The organism is Virgibacillus sp. (genome assembly GCF_013393565.1).
Taxonomy (GTDB): domain Bacteria; phylum Bacillota; class Bacilli; order Bacillales; family Amphibacillaceae; genus Virgibacillus; species Virgibacillus dokdonensis.
This window is the reverse complement of record NZ_JABXHF010000024.1, coordinates 14,946-33,218: the sequence shown is the minus strand read 5'-3', so window position 1 is coordinate 33,218 and position 18,273 is coordinate 14,946. Positions and strand designations below refer to the sequence as shown.

General features: G+C 36.6%; 15 protein-coding genes and 1 other RNA gene. 12 read left to right on the top strand and 4 right to left on the bottom strand.

The features are described from left to right. The first annotated feature begins 142 nt into the window (after positions 1–142). From HLX49_RS07105 to HLX49_RS07095, 3 genes are read left to right on the top strand one after another with little or no spacing between them, the layout of a single operon-like run. Entirely contained in the window at positions 143–907 is a 765-nt protein-coding gene (locus tag HLX49_RS07105) for an ABC transporter permease (RefSeq protein ID WP_296361085.1), read from the top strand. 43 nt (positions 908–950) lie between these two features. Further along, positions 951–1,685 (top strand): ABC transporter ATP-binding protein, encoded by a 735-nt coding sequence (locus HLX49_RS07100; protein ID WP_296361084.1) that lies wholly within the window; start codon positions 951–953, stop codon positions 1,683–1,685. A 2-nt stretch (positions 1,686–1,687) separates the two neighbouring features. After that, the gene (locus HLX49_RS07095; RefSeq protein WP_296361083.1) at positions 1,688–2,467 is read left to right on the top strand and encodes a TatD family hydrolase; all 780 of its coding nucleotides are present in this window, start codon (positions 1,688–1,690) and stop codon (positions 2,465–2,467) included. 431 nt (positions 2,468–2,898) lie between these two features. Here the strand turns inward: HLX49_RS07095 and ptsP are convergent, their stop codons facing one another. Both ptsP and HLX49_RS07085 read right to left on the bottom strand, forming a co-directional pair. Then, complete coding sequence (ptsP, locus tag HLX49_RS07090; protein WP_077706924.1) at positions 2,899–4,611, bottom strand: phosphoenolpyruvate--protein phosphotransferase; 1,713 nt, start codon at positions 4,609–4,611, stop codon at positions 2,899–2,901. A gap of 242 nt (positions 4,612–4,853) precedes the next feature. After that, a complete protein-coding gene (locus HLX49_RS07085; RefSeq protein ID WP_296361082.1) occupies positions 4,854–5,768 on the bottom strand; it encodes an alpha/beta fold hydrolase in 915 nt (304 codons plus the stop codon). Positions 5,769–5,964: 196 nt separating this feature from the next. Here HLX49_RS07085 and secG point away from each other — a divergent pair, with 196 nt between their 5' ends. The 5 genes from secG (at position 5,965) to ssrA (ending at position 11,066) form a co-directional block, all read left to right on the top strand. After that, positions 5,965–6,198, top strand: coding sequence for a preprotein translocase subunit SecG (secG, locus tag HLX49_RS07080; protein ID WP_050352382.1), 234 nt, complete (start codon positions 5,965–5,967; stop codon positions 6,196–6,198). A gap of 688 nt (positions 6,199–6,886) precedes the next feature. Then, a complete protein-coding gene (locus HLX49_RS07075; RefSeq protein ID WP_077705182.1) occupies positions 6,887–7,633 on the top strand; it encodes an alpha/beta hydrolase in 747 nt (248 codons plus the stop codon). Between the two features lie 51 nt (positions 7,634–7,684). Then, a complete protein-coding gene (gene rnr / locus HLX49_RS07070) occupies positions 7,685–9,853 on the top strand; it encodes a ribonuclease R (protein ID WP_077705179.1) in 2,169 nt (722 codons plus the stop codon). Positions 9,854–10,130: 277 nt separating this feature from the next. Further along, positions 10,131–10,595: an SsrA-binding protein SmpB gene (gene smpB / locus HLX49_RS07065; RefSeq protein ID WP_077705176.1), complete on the top strand. Its 465-nt coding sequence runs from the start codon at positions 10,131–10,133 to the stop codon at positions 10,593–10,595. Positions 10,596–10,702: 107 nt separating this feature from the next. Next, positions 10,703–11,066: a transfer-messenger RNA gene (ssrA, locus tag HLX49_RS07060) on the top strand. A 508-nt stretch (positions 11,067–11,574) separates the two neighbouring features. Here the strand turns inward: ssrA and HLX49_RS07055 are convergent. Next, a complete protein-coding gene (locus HLX49_RS07055) occupies positions 11,575–12,627 on the bottom strand; it encodes an ABC transporter permease (RefSeq protein ID WP_296361081.1) in 1,053 nt (350 codons plus the stop codon). A 547-nt stretch (positions 12,628–13,174) separates the two neighbouring features. Here HLX49_RS07055 and liaF point away from each other — a divergent pair. The 3 genes from liaF to HLX49_RS07040 are packed head-to-tail and all read left to right on the top strand — an operon-like array spanning position 13,175 to position 15,257. Continuing rightward, positions 13,175–13,597, top strand: coding sequence for a cell wall-active antibiotics response protein LiaF (gene liaF / locus HLX49_RS07050; protein WP_367112727.1), 423 nt, complete (start codon positions 13,175–13,177; stop codon positions 13,595–13,597). Further along, the gene (locus HLX49_RS07045; RefSeq protein WP_077705126.1) at positions 13,594–14,631 is read left to right on the top strand and encodes a sensor histidine kinase; all 1,038 of its coding nucleotides are present in this window, start codon (positions 13,594–13,596) and stop codon (positions 14,629–14,631) included. The genes liaF and HLX49_RS07045 overlap by 4 nt, the downstream gene beginning before the upstream one ends. After that, complete coding sequence (locus tag HLX49_RS07040) at positions 14,628–15,257, top strand: response regulator (RefSeq protein ID WP_077705123.1); 630 nt, start codon at positions 14,628–14,630, stop codon at positions 15,255–15,257. The genes HLX49_RS07045 and HLX49_RS07040 overlap by 4 nt, the downstream gene beginning before the upstream one ends. Positions 15,258–15,377: 120 nt before the next feature. Here the strand turns inward: HLX49_RS07040 and HLX49_RS07035 are convergent, their stop codons facing one another. Further along, a complete protein-coding gene (locus HLX49_RS07035; protein ID WP_077705120.1) occupies positions 15,378–16,412 on the bottom strand; it encodes an aromatic acid exporter family protein in 1,035 nt (344 codons plus the stop codon). Between the two features lie 533 nt (positions 16,413–16,945). Here HLX49_RS07035 and aceA point away from each other — a divergent pair. Further along, positions 16,946–18,223 carry an isocitrate lyase gene (aceA, locus tag HLX49_RS07030; RefSeq protein WP_077705117.1) on the top strand — a complete coding sequence of 426 codons (1,278 nt, stop codon included), beginning with the start codon at positions 16,946–16,948 and terminating at the stop codon, positions 18,221–18,223. Positions 18,224–18,273 lie beyond the last annotated feature (50 nt).

Genomic DNA, 18,273 nt, shown 5'->3' with positions numbered 1-18,273 from the left:
AATTATCCAACTATGTTGAGAATGGTGAGAAAATGGAGCATGGAATGGAAGAAGTAGGTGTGACCAGCGTTATTGCGCAAGTGAAGATATGTTTCCAGGCAACAGTGGCTGCGATGAGTACGTTAACGGAGAAATATCGCTAATGGCTAGGAATGTAGTGAGAAGAGGATGGCGGCCAGCTTTGGTCCTCATCCTTTTGATTATCATTTGGGAGACAGCAAGTAAGCTATTTGAGGTTCCGGAATGGATCTTGCCTCCCCCTACATCTATTGGGCAAGAAACCATCATTGGCTGGAGCGATTACAATCATCATCTCTGGGCAACCATTCAACTATCTGTGATAGGATTTGTTATTGGCAGTAGTGTTGGAATCCTAGTTGCTATTTGTTTACATTTAGTGCCAGTTTTACGAGAGGCGATCTATCCATTATTAATAATTTCACAAAATATCCCAATCATTATTTTAGCTCCATTACTCGTTGTTTGGTTCGGCTTTGGCATATTACCTAAATTAATTGTGATTACACTCGTCTGTTTTTTTCCAATCACAATAGCTACTTTGGATGGATTTCGACAAACAAGTCGTGAATTACATCATTATATGCTAATGGCTGGTGCCAATAAACGGCAAATCTTCTTCAAATTAGAATGGCCACATGCCTTACCCTCCCTATTCAGTGGCTTGAAAATCGCAGCTACTTATAGTGTAATGGGGGCAGTTATTTCCGAATGGCTTGGTGCGAGTGAGGGAATTGGTTATTATATGACACTTGCTTCCTCATCGTTTCGAACGGATAGCGTATTTGTAGCGATTTTGTTTATTGTCACGTTAAGTTTACTTTTTTTTGGACTGCTTTCTTTTGTAGAACGAAAAGTGGTAAAAGCGTCTGCTCAAGAAGATGAATAATAACGCTATAGTTTTAATTGCGATATGGAAGAAGGAGAATGAAATGGGGAAATTAGACGTACAAAATGTAAGTAAATCGTTTGGTAATCATCAAGTGTTACAGCAGCTTTCTTTTTCCGTTCAAGATGGTGAGTTTGTGTCTATATTAGGTCCATCAGGGAGCGGGAAGAGTACATTATTTAATATAATTGGTGGCATTACCGCTCCAGATACAGGTGCTATTTATTTAAATGGACAGTATATTTCGGGCTTACGTGGAAATATTAGCTATATGCCACAGGCCGCTTCGCTTTTTCCATGGCGAACGGTTTTGCAAAATGTTTTGCTTGGGGAAGAAATTGTTCATGGCAAGACAGATGAAGAAGAAGCACGGGAAATGATTGCCAAAGCTGGGTTACAAGGTTACGAGCAAGCATACCCGCATGAATTGTCAGGAGGCATGAAACAGCGTGTTTCTTTTCTTCGTAGTATGAAGAGTCCACAATCGATGATTTGTTTAGATGAACCTTTTTCTGCTTTGGATGAATTTACGAGAGCGGAAATGCAAAAGTGGTTACTATCTATATGGGAAAAACATCGAAGATCCATTTTGTTTGTTACCCATAATATTGAAGAAGCATTATTTTTATCCGAGCGAATTCTTGTATTGTCAAATAAACCAGCAAGGATTCAAAGGGAGCTTGTTATCCCCTTTGAGAGACCACGTGAAGAGGAGCTTGTGTTAAGCAAATCTTTTTTAGATTATAAAAAACAGCTTTATTATGAATTGAGGGAGTAAGCATGAATGTAGCAATTATCGATGCACATATCCATCTAGACATGTATAAACAAAAGGAACGACAACAAATTCTCCAGCAAACAGAGCGAACGAAACTAGAAGTAATGGTTAGCGTGTCCTATGACTTACCATCTTGCAAAGTAAATCTTGATTTACACAAACAATTTGAAAGGGTGAAGCCTGCGTTTGGTTTTCATCCTGAGCAAGCCCTTCCAATAGAGGAAGATCTGGCAGATTTGTTGCTGTATATCGAAAAGCACCATTATGAAATGGTCGCTATTGGTGAGGTTGGTTTACCATATTATAAACGGCAAGCAGATCCAAAATTAAAATTAGAAGCTTATATCAAAGTACTAGAGGCATTTATAAAGCTAGCCAAGCGGCTTGACCTACCAATTAGTTTGCATGCCGTTTATGAAGATGCAGATGTCGTATGTGATCTATTAGAAAAGCATTCTATTCAAAAAGCACATTTTCATTGGTTCAAAGGCAGTAAACGAACCGTAGAACGGATGATAGAAAATGAATATTTTATATCGGTTACGCCAGATGTTTGCTATGAAAAAGAAATCCAACAGCTTGTACGAAGGTACCCCTTAACGCATATGATGGTGGAAACAGATGGACCGTGGCCTTTTGAAGGGCCGTTCGCAGGCGAAATGACAGAACCGAGTATGATTCATCGAGCAGTACATAAAATGTCACAACTGAAAGCAGCACCATTAGAAGTTGTATATAAGCAATTATACGCGAATGCAAGTTATTTTTTCTCGCTGTTTTAAACAAAACAATTTTTCTTGAATGAGAAAAACAGACTAATAAGTGGGCAAATAAAATGCTTTTATCTTAAATAACAGAAAATATCTTTCCAATACCCAGCGTACTAAAAAAGGAATAGTCGTTAGTTATAAGCGGTTATAATGAGACGGGGAAATAGCACCATGACAGGGAAAATGTAATAACAACAGTCCTACTAAAAAATTTTTCTTCACTTAGGGGAGAAGGGAGGATGAAAAGTACTACGTAGGCTATTAGCATGAATAATAAAAGATGCGAATAGTGTTTCTTAGTTAGCCCTGTATACCGTAGACCTGCAGGGGGAGGGAATGAAGAAAAACGAAAACGCATTTGCAATTGTACGATGACAACAAAAGACATATTAAAATAGTAGTATAAAACCGCAAAACGAAAGCGTTCTGCGGTTTTATCTAACTTATTCTGTTTTTTCTTTAATAAATTGGACCACTTCTTCAGCGGTGCTCATAGAAAGAAGTTCGTCCTTATAGGATGCTAACTTTCCTTTATCTAGGTCACGTATTTGTGTACGTGCAGGTAAAATAGATGTAGCGCTCATACTGAATTCATCTAAACCAAGACCGAGTAAAATAGGAATCGCAATAGCATCTCCTGCCATTTCCCCACACATGCCTACCCATTTATCTTCACTGTGAGCAGCTTCAATAACATTGTTTACCAAATTTAAAATGGCTGGGTGGTATGGTTGGTACAAGTAGGAAACTTGTTCGTTCATTCGGTCTGCGGCCATCGTATATTGGATAAGGTCGTTTGTACCGATACTGAAGAAGTCTACCTCTTTTGCAAATTGTTTTGCAATAACGGCAGTTGAAGGGATTTCTACCATGATCCCTATTTCAATATGATCGGATACTTCTTTTCCTTCTTTTAAAAGAGCCTCTTTTTCATCCATTAGAATGGCTTTTGCTTGGCGAAACTCTTCCAACGTAGCGATCATTGGGAACATAATTTTTAGATTTCCATAAACGCTAGCCCGTAGTAATGCACGTAATTGTGGACGGAATACATGCTCATTATCTAGGCAAAAACGAATGGCACGGAAACCTAGAAATGGATTTAATTCTTTAGGAAGATCTAAGTAGTTTAACTCTTTGTCCCCACCAATATCTAAAGTACGAACAACAACAGGTTTTCCATCCATTTGCTCAAGCACGGATTTATATGCCGTGAACTGTTCTTCTTCTGTTGGGAGCTGACTCTTCCCCATATATAAAAACTCTGTACGGTATAAGCCGACACCTTCCCCACCATTGTCTAAAACGCCTAGTACGTCATCTGGTGTACCAATATTTGCTGCTAGTTCTACTTGTTCGCCATCTGCAGCTAATGTAGGTTCGTTTTTTAGTTTTGCCCACTCTTGTTTTTGCTTGGCAAATTCTTCTTGTTTTTTCTCATAAGTTGCGACTATTTCTTCCGTTGGGTTAACAATTACAACCCCTTCATTACCATCAACGATGATTAAATCATCTTTTTGGATGGTGCTCGTCACTTCTTTTGTACCAACAACTGCTGGGATCTCAAGCGATCTTGCCATAATAGCTGAGTGGGATGTACGGCCACCAATATCTGTCGCAAAGCCTTTAACGAAATCTCTGTTTAATTGCGCAGTATCGGATGGTGTTAAGTCTTTTGCAATTACAATTACTTCTTCATCAATCAATGCAGGGTCTGGGAAAGTAACCCCTAATAGATGGGCTTTAACACGCTTTGTTACATCGTATATATCTGCTGCTCTTTCTCGCATATAATCATTGTCCATATTTTTGAACATGTCGATAAACATGGTAGCAACTTCATCTAGCGCAGCTTCTGCGTTTACATTTTCTTCATTCATTTTATTCTTCATAGGATTAATCAATTCAGGGTCACTAAGTACTAACAAATGAGCAGAAAAAATTTCCGCATGCTCATCACCAATATTTTCTTTCGTATGAGCTTTAATTTGCTCTAATTCTTGCTTGGAAATTTCAAGTGCTTTATCAAGTCGTTCTATTTCCACTTGAGGGGTAGCTGTCGTGATTTTTTCAAATGATAAGTCTGGAGTTTCTAATAGGTATGCTTTGGCAATAGCGATACCTGAAGATGCAGCAATTCCTTGAATGTTAGCCATAATCATTTTCCAACCTTTCTTTGTATCAATCATATCTATTTTAACTGCTTGTGTAGGAAGGTACAAGCAATTAAAAGAGATTTTAAAAACTTTGTCGAAAACAAGCGCGAAAAGCGGTGAATTATGTGTATTATTTCCACTCCATGTATTTTTATCCAGTATATTTAAGGTTCATGACAATGTACAGGCGTGTAAATAGAGCTATAAAAGTGTTTATGAGCAAAACTTTTATAAATAGCGTTTTAAGCAATCGCTTTCTTCGTCCACTGCATAATCACTTCATATACTTCCTGTTTGTTCCATTCATGAATCAGCTCGTGTCTACCGTTAGCAAATAGCATTGTCACAATCTGAGTTAAACCGCAATTGGTATAAAATTCAGCTGTCTTCCAAACGCCTTTTGCGTAATTTCCAACTGGATCATGATCCCCGCTAATCAATAGTACTGGAAGATCGCACCGTATTTGTAGATAATTGTTCGAGTTATGAATACTTCGCAAACCGGTAAATAAATCGTAAAAAAATTGTCCGGTTGGAATAAATCCAGTGTACGGATCTTTCATATACTTATCAATTGCTTCTGTTGATCGCGTTAACCATTCAAATCCAGTAGGAGCGTAATCTACTTTTTTATTAAATGAACCAAAAACAAGCTTATTCATCCAAACCGCTTTTTCTTTCGGCGGAAGGAGAGATGCTAAACGTTGCCCTGCTATTAATTTAGTTGTAGGATAATATCCAGTTCCAGAAAGAATAACTCCAGAAATGGAATTACTGTAAGATTGGATATAAGAGCGGACAAAAAAAGACCCCATGCTATGTCCGAATAAGAATACAGGTAAAGATGGGTGAGAAGTCTGAATAAGTTCCGATACTTGGCGCAGATCATGAACCGCTTTGTAAAAGCCATCTGTTTCAGCGAAATAACCAAGCATACCTTGTTTTTCACCAGTTTTTCCGTGTCCTCTATGATCATTTCCATAAACGATAAACCCTTGAGACGTTAAATAAGTAGCAAAATCATGATACCTTTCTATATGCTCCATCATGCCATGAGCAATTTGAATAACCCCTTTTGCAGGAAAAGCGGGTTCCCATTTTTTAATAAATACGTCTGTATGATCATCGGTTTGGTACCAAAAAGTTTGCTGTTTCATATGACATCAGCCTCCATTTCTTATTTTCTATCATAATTGTAAATTTCTTCTTCGTCTACTTAAAAAGGCTTGCTATATTTCCTATAACTATGCTAAAGTTATACGTAAGTCTAAGTATGCTCCCAAAGCATACTTGTAAATTCGGGAAAAGTGTACGATGTGGTTGCTTATCTGTTACAGGAGGTATATTGAGGTTATGCTTGGAATAGTTAATGTATTGTTAGTTATTGATGGAATTATAATGATTATATTAGTTCTACTACAATCTGGAAAAAGTGAAGGTTTATCAGGTGCTATTTCTGGAGGTGCTGAGCAGTTGTTTGGTAAGCAGAAAGCAAGGGGAATTGATCTTGTATTACATCGAGGAACAATTGTCACAGCGGTCATTTTCTTTGTATTAGCATTTTTAAGTGCCTATGTATTACAATAAATGATATTTTAGACCCTTACCGCTTCTAAATTGGCAGGTAAGGGTTTTATTCTATTATTAGAAAGTCTATGGCTCATGTTGAGAAGTTCGTTCTTTTCATTGCACTACAGGAAAGTATTAAACGTTTTAGGATCTATAGTAGAACAAAGGCGAGGGACACCTGTTTTTAGTCGGCTTTCCTCTTAACGTCGAACCGATGATGACTTAGCTTAGTGCAATGGAGTAAAGTCGCCTCGTTGCTGGGAGATGGAGCCAGACTTGGCTATCTGGATATTTCGTTATCCAAAGCACCTCATTTAATACGTTTGTATGAAAAAACAACTCTATTTACACTTATCTAACTCATTTATTTGACAGTATTTTAAGCATCTAAACATTATAAAGCAAAAGTTTTTTCATGAAAGATGGCGGCTCGCGGTCTTGGCAAGCCATGGTTGTTTCTTATCTTAAGAAAAACGACGATATCCTATCGCCATAAGGACTTTAAAGATAGTCAAGCTTTTTAATAAAAAACAGAAGTTTTGTTAAAAGGGTTCTAATTCGATTAAAATAAATTATGCCGTATTCGTTGATGAAATAGTATATTAAAACTGCAAGGTTACTAAAAAGGAGTAACTTGTTTCAATAAGGAGTTTACAATAAACGAAAATAGGTAATTGTATTAAAGCAGGAAAAGGAGTTATCAATCATGAAAATAAAACAACCTCAACCCTTTACTTTTGAAGCAGGACCACGTGCCGTATTATTATTACATGGATTTACTGGACATTCTGCAGACGTCCGTATGTTAGGGCGATATTTAGAAAAACGCGGGTATACTAGTCATGCACCCATCTACAGAGGGCATGGGTTACCGCCTGAAGACTTAATTCAATCGACACCAGGCGAGTGGTGGGAGGATGTGTTAGAAGCATACCAGCATTTAAAAGATTTGGGGTATAGAGAAATTGCTGTTTCTGGCTTATCATTAGGTGGGGTACTAGGCTTGAAATTAGCATACACAGAACAAACAAAGGCTGTTATTCCAATGTGTTCACCTATGTTTTTTGATAATGAAACGCAATTAACAAAAGGATTTCGACTATTTGCCAAAGAATATAAACAGCTGGAACGTAAAGATGATCATGTGATAGAACAAGAATTAGATACGTTATTAACAAATTCTAAACCGCTATTTAAACAATTAGGTGCATTCATTACTGAAGTGAAAAATGAAGTAGATACGATTTATACGCCAACAATGGTCGTTCAAGCTAGAAAGGATCAAATGATAAATACGGACAGTGCAAACTATATTTATGAAAATGTAGAAGCAGAGCATAAAACGATCAAATGGTATGAAGAGTCAGGACACGTTATTACAATGGGAAAAGAAAAAGAGCAAGTTTTTGAGGATATTTATCAGTTTCTCGAAACATTAAAATGGGAACAATGATTATAATAACAGTCAAATGAGAATAATAAATAGAAAGAGGGTGAAGAAACAATGAAAGAAAAAATTCAACAATATTTTAAAGAAAATGGTACAAAGCCTTTAACAGTCCATGAAATAGAAGAAGCGCTAGAGATTGAAGATGCAACAGAATTTAAAGAGCTCATCAAATCATTAAATGCTTTAGAGGAATCTGGGGAGCTCGTACGAACAAGAAAAAACAGATTTGGATTACCAGAAAAGATGAACCTTGTCCGTGGTAGAATTCAAATGCATGCCAAAGGGTTTGCTTTTTTAATCCCAGATGACGAATCACGCGATGATGTTTATATTCATTATTCTGATCTTGGCTCGGCTATGAACGGAGATAAAGTGCTTGTCCGCATTGAGAAAAGAAGTGATTCTGGAAATCGCTCGGAAGGAACTGTCATTCGGATCTTAGAAAGAGCGACATTACAAGTTGTCGGTACATTTGAAAATAATCGTTCGTTTGGTTTTGTTATTGCAGATGATAAGCGTATTCCTAATGATATTTTTATCCCTAAGGATAGTACGAATGGCGCTGTTAGCGGACATAAGGTAATTGCGCATATTACGAAATATCCAGAAGGAAGGAAAAGTGCGGAAGGGGAAATTATTCATATTTTAGGACATAAAAATGACCCTGGCATTGATATTATGTCCATTATTCATAAGCATGGCATTAAAGTAGATTTTCCTGAAAAAGTGTTAGAGCAAGCAGCGAATACACCTGAAGCCATTACTGAAGAAGAAATGGAAGGGCGCAGGGATCTTCGGGAGGAAACCATTGTAACCATTGACGGTGCAGATGCAAAAGATTTAGATGATGCTGTCTCTGTAAAGCAATTAGACAATGGTAACTACCTTCTCGGAGTATATATTGCTGATGTGAGCCATTATATTGATCAAGGGAGTCCTATGGATGAAGAAGCCTTTGAAAGAGGTACTAGTGTTTACTTAGTTGATCGCGTCATTCCGATGATTCCACATCGTTTGTCTAACGGAATCTGCTCATTGAACCCTAAAGTGGATAGATTGACATTGGGTTGCGAAATGGAAATAGATACTTCTGGCAACGTTGTAAAACATGAAATTTTCCCAAGCGTTATTCGAACAAATGAGCGGATGACCTATCATGATGTGAATCAAATTTTGGTAGAAAAAGATAGTTCTTTACAAGAACGCTATCAAGAGCTTGTTCCTATGTTTGAAAATATGGAAGCATTAGCTGCTATTTTACGAAGGAAGCGAATGAATCGAGGTGCGATTGATTTTGACTTCAAAGAAGCGAAAGTAGTAGTAGATGAAAATGGAAAGCCACAGGATGTTGTGTTACGAGAGCGTTCCGTTGCAGAGCGACTGATAGAAGAATTTATGTTAGCGGCAAATGAAACGGTAGCAGAGCATTTCCATTGGATGGACGTGCCGTTTATTCATCGTATTCACCAAGATCCAGATCCTGATAAATTACAAACGTTTTTTGAATTTTTAGCGGGTCTGGGTTACGTGGTCAAAGGTACGAATAATGAAATTCATCCACAAGCACTTCAAAAGGTGTTGGAAGAGGTAAAAGGAAAGCCTGAAGAAATGATCGTTTCAAAATTAATGCTTCGGTCGATGCAACAAGCAAAATATGACCCCCAAAGTATTGGACATTTCGGTTTAGCGACATCTTTTTATACACATTTTACTTCTCCAATTCGTCGTTATCCAGATTTAATTGTACACCGCTTGATTCGTACCTATTTAATTGATAAAAAGATGGATCAGCGAACATTGCAGAAGTGGAAAGGCCAACTTCCAGAAATAGCCAGACAAACTTCTGCTGCTGAACGCCGAGCGGTCGACGCTGAACGAGAAACAGATGACTTGAAAAAGGCAGAATTTATGCAGGATAAAATTGGTGAAGAATATACTGGGGTAATTAGTTCTATTACGAATTTTGGCTTATTTGTGGAATTAGAGAATACAGTAGAAGGCTTGGTACATGTTAGCTATTTAACGGATGATTATTATCACTATGATCAGCGGAGTCAAGCAATGATCGGAGAAAGAACAGCTAAAGTGTACCGCATTGGCGAAGAAGTACAAGTAAAAGTAGCAAGTGTTAACATTGATGAACGCACGGTTGATTTTTCCATTGTATACGATGAAGAAACGAAACCAAAGAAAAAAATCAAAGCGAAACGAATAAAGAAATAATCTACAGCCGCTTTCCTATTATGGATGGCGGTTTTGTGTTACGAGGGGATAGTATAGAGTTTTAAGGCTTATAGTATAAGAAAAACTACAGCTTACGTCAGAAAGACTTGAAGATAAGCCAAGTCTTTCTAAGCATTTTACATCGTTTAGCTTTTAGATTTTGTTTGTATGGTTGATATAAATATATAATTCATCAGAATAATATACATGTATTTATTGGAATATGGCTCGTAATTTGGTAGAATAAGGTGCATGTAAGAAGTAGGAGGAAGTACCGATGCCAAAAGGACAAGGAAAAGTAATTGCAACAAATAAAAGAGCATCTCATGACTATTTTATAGAAGATACGTATGAAGCAGGGATTGTTCTGCAAGGCACAGAGATTAAGTCGATTCGTGCCGGAAGGGTAAATATTAAGGATGCGCATGCGCGGATTGATCGTGGTGAAGTAAAATTAATTAATTTGCATATTGCAGAATATGCACAGGGAAATCGATTTAATCACGATCCAACTCGTACAAGAAAACTGCTTTTACACCGTAAAGAAATTGATAAATTAATTGGCTTAACCCAACAGCAAGGGTATGCACTTGTGCCATTGAAAATTTACATTAAAAATGGTTATGCAAAGGTACTGTTAGGGCTAGGAAAAGGTAAAAAGAAATACGACAAGCGTGAAGATTTGAAAAGAAAGCAAATGAAACGAGACGTTGATCGAGCTATCAAAGACCATATGCGCTAATAAATAGATAAGACTCGTGGTAGTTGACTTTTTTTCTACAAATGTTATAATAACTAGTGGACAAAAAAAGAATAGTTGCTCAATCTTCCATAGCGTATCCTTTTTATGGGGACGTTACGGATTCGACAGGGATAGATTGAGCTCAGGTTGCACGTCGAGGTTACGACTCGTAAAACGTTATGCCTAATAATAACTGGCAAAACAAACAATAACACTGCTTTAGCAGCTGCCTAAGCACTGCTAAGCGATCCTTCCTGCTATCGCCCGTGTGGCAGATTTGAAGGGTCTCAAATGAAGCGGGCTATACTATCATTCACCGTCTGAGGATGATCGTTGAAATGAACCAGACTAGCTGCTCGAAAGCCTGTCGGTAGGCTGTAGAGTAAGCGAATGATAATATATCGACTAAGCGTGTAGAAACCTGAGTGGCGATATCTCTGGACGTGGGTTCGATTCCCACCGTCTCCACCAAATACATACAAGTATTGGTGTGATAGTGTTAAAAACAGCGTGGTAAGACTCGTGGTAACACTTTTATTTAAATTTAAATATTTTAGCTGGTTCGAAGCCGTCTTCCATTTGGAGTACGGCTTCTTTTTCTGTACTTGGGTACAAAAGGCTATATATAGGGCTCTAGGAATGTGGTGGCACTCCTTATTGTGCCAATTGCGCAGAAAGAAGCAAAAAATACACTCATTCCTCTCTCTTTTGATAACCTTGAGTTGCTGACAAAAAAAGGTAAAGGAGAGGGAAAGAGTGCAATATTATCTTATCATAGAATTTATTGGGGATAAAAGCTAACCAAGTAGAAGTATGGGATATAAAAGAAGACTCCGCTAATTATCTACAACAATTAAAACTGAATTTAGCTGGTATGTGATTGGTTTAATCATTGATGAGTTCTCGGAAATTTAAACTAATAACCCTAATCCCATTTAAAGCACAACAGCATATAAATTTCAGCTTAAAAAGTACAAATTTATTTCTTTAGAATTGATTTATACCCAGAATATGTTGCTAAAAAGTATCCTCCATACACTACTATAATAACTCCAGCAGTAAGAAGGGAAGGGAAGAATACATTTGATTCTCCAGCAGACACAATGGCTCTATTCACTACCTTTATACCAAAAATTGAGTGAATGATAGCTAGAGAAAGTGGCATCATGAAATAAATGAATATTTGTTTGAAAATGGATTGATTTACTTCCTTTTGTGTTACGCCTATCTTTTTTAGCAGGTCATATCGTGCCTTATTATCGCTAGCCTCGGAAAGCTGTTGTAATGCTAAGATTGCAGCACTAGAAATTAGAAATATAATTCCTAAGTATATTCCTATATACACTATCATCGTAGAGGTACCTGTAGCATCTTCATATGCTAAAGTTTTAGTCATTCCCAATAAATACGTGTTTTTATCAGCGTTTTTGTTATACGTTTCGATTAAGTTATACAGTTCTTGGTCTGCTTTGTTTGCTTCTCCCTCATACTGTATATTTAGCGAAATTCTAGATGGTTCCATTTCTGATACTGCTTGATCTGGTAATACTACAATCATAGTGTCTCTAGCTGACGTATCTGTTCTAACAGACATGAATTGAAATCCTGATAGTGGATATTCTTTATGATTTATTTTAATACTTTTATTGTTATCTACAAATCGCTTCATCGTTTTTTTCATATCTTTTTGGTTGGTTAGAATGAGTACTTCGTTTTGTTGCAAATTTACAGGGTCTTTCCCTTGTAATCGGGCTAAGCCTTCATAAGAAGAGCGTTTTATTAATGTTAACGGAGTAGATGCATTGCCTTCTAAAACAGACTCTGCTTGTTTGTCTGTATAGCCTTTTAAATACGAGGAAATTGATTCATCTGAATAGTATTCTTTAAATGTAATGTTGTCCCCATATTGTTTAACATTTAATTCCTCAAGTTTCTTTTCAAGATTTTCATCACTTTCTTCATATTTAAAGAAAGAGAGCGTGGAATCGTAAGGAGTAGTTACTGTTAGATCTTTTTCCAAACTATTTTTCAAACTAAATCCTGTCGAGAGTACTCCTATTGTAAAGAATAACATTAAACAAATAATGGTCATTGAAATGAACGTAGAGTTCACTTTACTATTTATTTGTCTTAATAGAAATATATTGATGTTCTTGTAATATAATTTCTCGTTTTTTTTCGCTATATTCAGCAAGAATCCTGATAATGAAAAGAAGAAAAGAAATGTACCGATTGATCCTAGACCAACACTGGTCCAGAGTAAATTCATGCTCTTGAATAAACCATATTTCAACATAAGGAAGTACGCACTTCCAATCAAAAGTAAAGATAATACAAAAACACCTATAGCAGTGGATGTTCGTTTCAGTTTTACTTGCTGATTTTTTTTATTTGCTATAAAAAGATCGATCAGCTTGTAACGATTTATCATGAATACATTGAAAAGCATAACTATTAGGAAGATAATCCCAAAATACAGAATAGTTTTTAACATTGCCGATGTAGAAAATACAAAAGTATACTCTTGTATGTCTACTTGAAAAAGTGCAGCGGTTAATAAGGACAATCCTTGTGATAAAATGGTTCCTAAGCCTAGACCAACTAGTAAAGAAACAAGCCCAATTAAACACCCTTTTTTTGATCACCGCTTTTTTGATGACCAAAGAACAGATGATGTTGCTTATCAATGGAGAGATGTTAACATTCATGGAGCATTCGGTGATCGAGTTATAGATTTAAGCAATACTGTGTTACCAAATGATACGGCAGTCATCTCTATTCGCCATCTTGTAGGGAATATCGAGATTCATGTGCCGTATGACGTAGAAGTTAGTATTCATCATAGCTCTGTTATTGGACGTGCGCACATTTTTGGAAATTACCATGACCGTATGATGAACCAAACGTTATTATATCAAACGAAAAATTATGATACGTCGTTCCCTCGTGTAAAAATAATTATAGCTATATTCTCTGGAGATGTCGAGGTGAAACGAATATGAACCTGTTATTACGGCATATCTCTACTGCAGTTTTATATAGTATTATTTTAACAATATTAGTAACAGGAGTAACACTTTTTGCGTTCGTAGATGATTGGAGTACGATTGTTAATAAAAAAATAGAAGACATCTCCTTCTTATTTATTTTATTTGTTATTCCTGTCACTGTTGGTATTATAACTGGGATAGTTGCAGGTATCTATTGGAGACAACGTGTTCACTTTGTGGAAAAGAGAATGGAAGAAATTATTAAAGGACAAAAACTAAGTTTTGATTTGGAAATACCAAAAGGCTTGGAACAAATGCAGCATCATCTTGAGCAAATTCAACATAAATTTAGGATGCAAACAGAGCATGCTCAACGATTAGCAACGGAACGAGCTGTAGAACGAGAACAAAGCTTACAGGAAATTGTTGTTCAAGAGAGAAATAGATTAGCTCGCGAATTGCATGACTCTGTCAGTCAGCAATTATTTGCGGCTTCAATGATGATGTCGACAATTACAGAAACAAATCCGCCTCAGGATGAAACAATGAAAAAACAACTTCGGATGGTAGAGAATATGATTCAACAATCGCAGTTAGAAATGCGAGCACTTCTTTTACATTTACGTCCTGTAGCTTTGAAAGGGAAATCTTTACAAGAAGGGACGAAGGAGTTGTTAATTGAACTCACACAAAAAGTGCCAATGCAAATTGATTGGAATATTGAGGATTTTACTGTTGATAAAGGTGTAGAGGACCAATTGTTTCGGATTATCCAAGAAGCTTTATCAAATACATTACGCCATGCAAAAGCTAATTCTTTGCATGTCATGTTAGTAGAAAGAGATGGAAATATTATTCTGCGAGCAACGGATGATGGGGTTGGATTTGATATGAAAAAATTAAAAACTGGATCATATGGTTTACAAAATATGAGAGAAAGAGCTTATGAAATAGGTGGCAGCTATAAAATAATTAGTTTTCCTAATCAAGGCACACGCCTAGAAGTAAAAGTTCCTTATTTTAATGAAGGAGGAGAGATGGAGTGATACATGTATTATTTGCTGATGACCATGAAATGGTACGTATTGGAGTAACTTCTTATTTAGCGGCCCAGCCAGATATAGAAGTTGTTGCAGAGGCAGCTGATGGAGGAGAAGCTGTAGAACTAGCGTTAACGTTAAAGCCGGATATAATTTTAATGGATCTTGTTATGAAAGAAATGGACGGAATTGAGGCAACACGGCTCATTATTGAACAATGGCCAGAAGCTAAAATAATTATTGTGACTAGCTTTTTAGATGATGAGAAAGTGTACCCCGCTTTAGAAGCAGGTGCAACAAGTTATATGTTGAAAACATCGAAAGCGGAAGAAATAGCTAAAGCAATTCGGGCAACCTTTGAAGGACAAACTGTGTTGGAGCCAGAAGTGACAGGGAAAATTATGAATCGTATGCGTTCTCCAGAACGCGCTTTGCACGAAGCTTTAACAGAAAGGGAACGGGAAATTTTGTTGTTAGTCGCTCAAGGAAAAACAAATCAAGAAATTGCCGATCAATTGTTTATTTCGTTAAAAACGGTAAAAGTACATGTAAGTAATATTTTATCTAAGTTAGAAGTGCAAGATCGCACGCAAGCTGTTATATATGCTTTTAAAAATCATTTAGTTGAATAAGTACAAAAAACGAGTGTCGGAGAGCTCGTTTTTTTGTACTGTAATATTTTTTGAAATAATTTGCTCCTTGACATGAAACTTGGCGATAAGTTTAGCTTTCTTAACCGCATATAGCCGTTGTTAATCAGATGAATTTACCACGTCAACATTATTCCCATACTCTAAGAAACGATTCGTTAGCTGACAAATGGTAAGTAACTCATACGTAATAATTAATTCAGGTGGAAGATTTGCAATATTTGCATCTGGCTTTCGACTGGCAACTCCATTTTCTCGCCAATAAAGTTCTCTTAAATTGCAAATATCCGTTTGATTTAACTTGGTTTTATGGTGGAAAGTGTCCACCAATTCATCAACAACCTCTCTAATAATCTTTTTTTCATGGTCCATCCAAAGGTCATTTCTCAACTTCGTGGTAAGAACATTATCAATATGGTAATGAATTAGTTTTAAGCTTGCTAGCTGTTTTTCTATTTGCTTGAAAAATTTCTTTTCGCTACTTGTTAGTGGATGATATTTGGCTTCTTCTTTTTGGAATTGGATAAGTGTTTCCGTTTGGCGAATTTTTTTATATACATCATCTGATGAATGTAATGAATGGACCGCTGTTATTGGCTGTTCAGCTGTTACTGCATAGAATACTTTTTTAATTCTAGTCGCTAAACGTTTTCGAATGGTCATCATATTTTCCGTGATATGTGATGTATAATCAGGTGGTAGAACAAACATATTGACGGCAGTAGAAACAACTAAGCCGATTGTAGTTGTTCCTAGGCGAATAAGAAAGGATATAAAATAATTGCTATGAATGACTTCGATCATTGCTACTGCTGTAAGCGTAGCAACTAATAGTCCTGCGTGCAGTTTTAGGCGAAAACAAGTGACAATTGTCAATGTTGCTGCAAGCGCATAGGTTATTGGCGAATTTCCAAATAAATATATAAAAAATACGGAGTAAGCAGCGCCAATTGCTGAGGCAGGAAAGCGTATAAACCCTTTACGTATGGAATCAGCTACAGTTGGCTCGATCGTTACGATAGCTGTTATTACAGCAAACACAGCTGGGGCATGAAACAGCTCGCAAATCCAAGCGGTAAGAAAAACTGCGACACCAGTTTTTACAACTCTGCTGCCAATAAAATGGGAAGGTTTCACTATAGTTCATCTCCTAGATGTATTACATAAAAGCTTGTCTTATCGGATTATTTAGTACTATAAGGGTTAAAGGTACAAAGGAAAGGGTTCGGGTTCTAAGCTATGAAATCAAAATTGTACAACTTTATTTCTCCTTCACTTTTTCCTTACAAGAACACTTTTAAAGTGGATGTAAAAGCACTTTATATATAAGACAAAACTTGGTATCCTCATCTATTTTCCATGAACTTTAAAAATATTTCAACCAAATTGAAAAAAAGGGTTGCATTTTTCAAGTAAATCCCATAAACTGTGTTATAACAAAAGTATTTAAAATATAACTGTTATATAAAAGGAGGGGTGAAAGTGCAAAAAGAATTTACAATGTGTCCAGAATGTGGGAAAGCTGTAGATGGAAAAAGTATCATTCAGGAATGTGATCATTGTCTTTCTAAGAAACAGGATTAATTTTTTTGGTGTTTATGTTATATAACAATAATATTTGTATTATAACAAAGGGAGTTTTTAAGTACTAATAAAGGGGGAAATTTACAATGGTAACTGAACGTGTAGAAAAATTACAGAAAGCTTGGGAAAATGATGAACGGTGGATAGGTGTAGAAAGGCCTTATAGTGCGGAAAAAGTTATTCGTTTAAGGGGTTCCGTGGATATAGCATACACATTGGCAGAAAAAGGATCGGAGAAATTATGGGAATTATTACAAACGGAAGATTACATTCATGCACTTGGAGCTTTAACAGGAAATCAAGCTGTTCAACAAGTTAAAGCTGGATTAAAAGCAATTTATCTTAGTGGTTGGCAAGTAGCTGCAGATGCGAACTTAGCAGGGCAAATGTATCCAGACCAAAGCTTGTACCCTGTGAATAGTGTACCAAATGTAGTAAAGCGGATAAATCAAGCATTGCAACGAGCGGATCAAATTCATTATTCAGAGGGGAAAGAGGATATCGATTGGTTTGCGCCAATTGTCGCTGATGCAGAAGCTGGTTTTGGTGGTCAATTAAATGTATTCGAACTTATGAAATCAATGATTGAGGCAGGTGCTTCAGGTGTACATTTTGAGGATCAACTAGCTTCAGAGAAAAAATGTGGCCATTTAGGCGGTAAAGTATTGCTACCTACACAAACAGCGGTACGAAATTTGATTGCTGCTCGATTGGCTGCGGATGTAATGGGAACACCTACTATTATTGTTGCTAGAACCGATGCAAATGCGGCCGATTTGATTACGAGTGATGTAGATCCTTATGATGCTCGATTTATTACTGGAGAGAGAACAACAGAAGGCTTTTATAAGACGAAATCTGGTATTCATCAAGCGATCGCAAGGGGACTTGCGTATGCGCCTTATGCTGATTTAATCTGGTGTGAAACTTCAGAACCAAATTACGAAGAAGCTAAACAATTTGCCGAGGCGATACACGAAAAATATCCAAACAAAATGTTAGCTTATAATTGTTCACCATCATTTAATTGGAAGAAAAAGTTGACAGATGAAGAAATTGCTCAGTTCCAGAATAGAATAGCAGAACTTGGATATAAATTCCAGTTTGTTACGTTAGCAGGATTTCACGCTCTTAATTATAGTATGTTTGAATTGGCAAGAAAATATAAAACAGAAGGTATGAAGGCATATTCGGAGTTACAACAAAATGAATTTGATAGCGAAAAATATGGATATACTGCTACAAGACATCAACGAGAAGTAGGAACTGGGTATTTTGATGAAGTCGCACAGGTGGTTTCTGGAGGTACGTCCTCAACGGCTGCATTAAAAGGTTCAACAGAAGAAGAACAATTTTCTTTATAAGTAAATATGATCTATGAACTTCATTTATATTTCGAAATATCCCCGGAGAA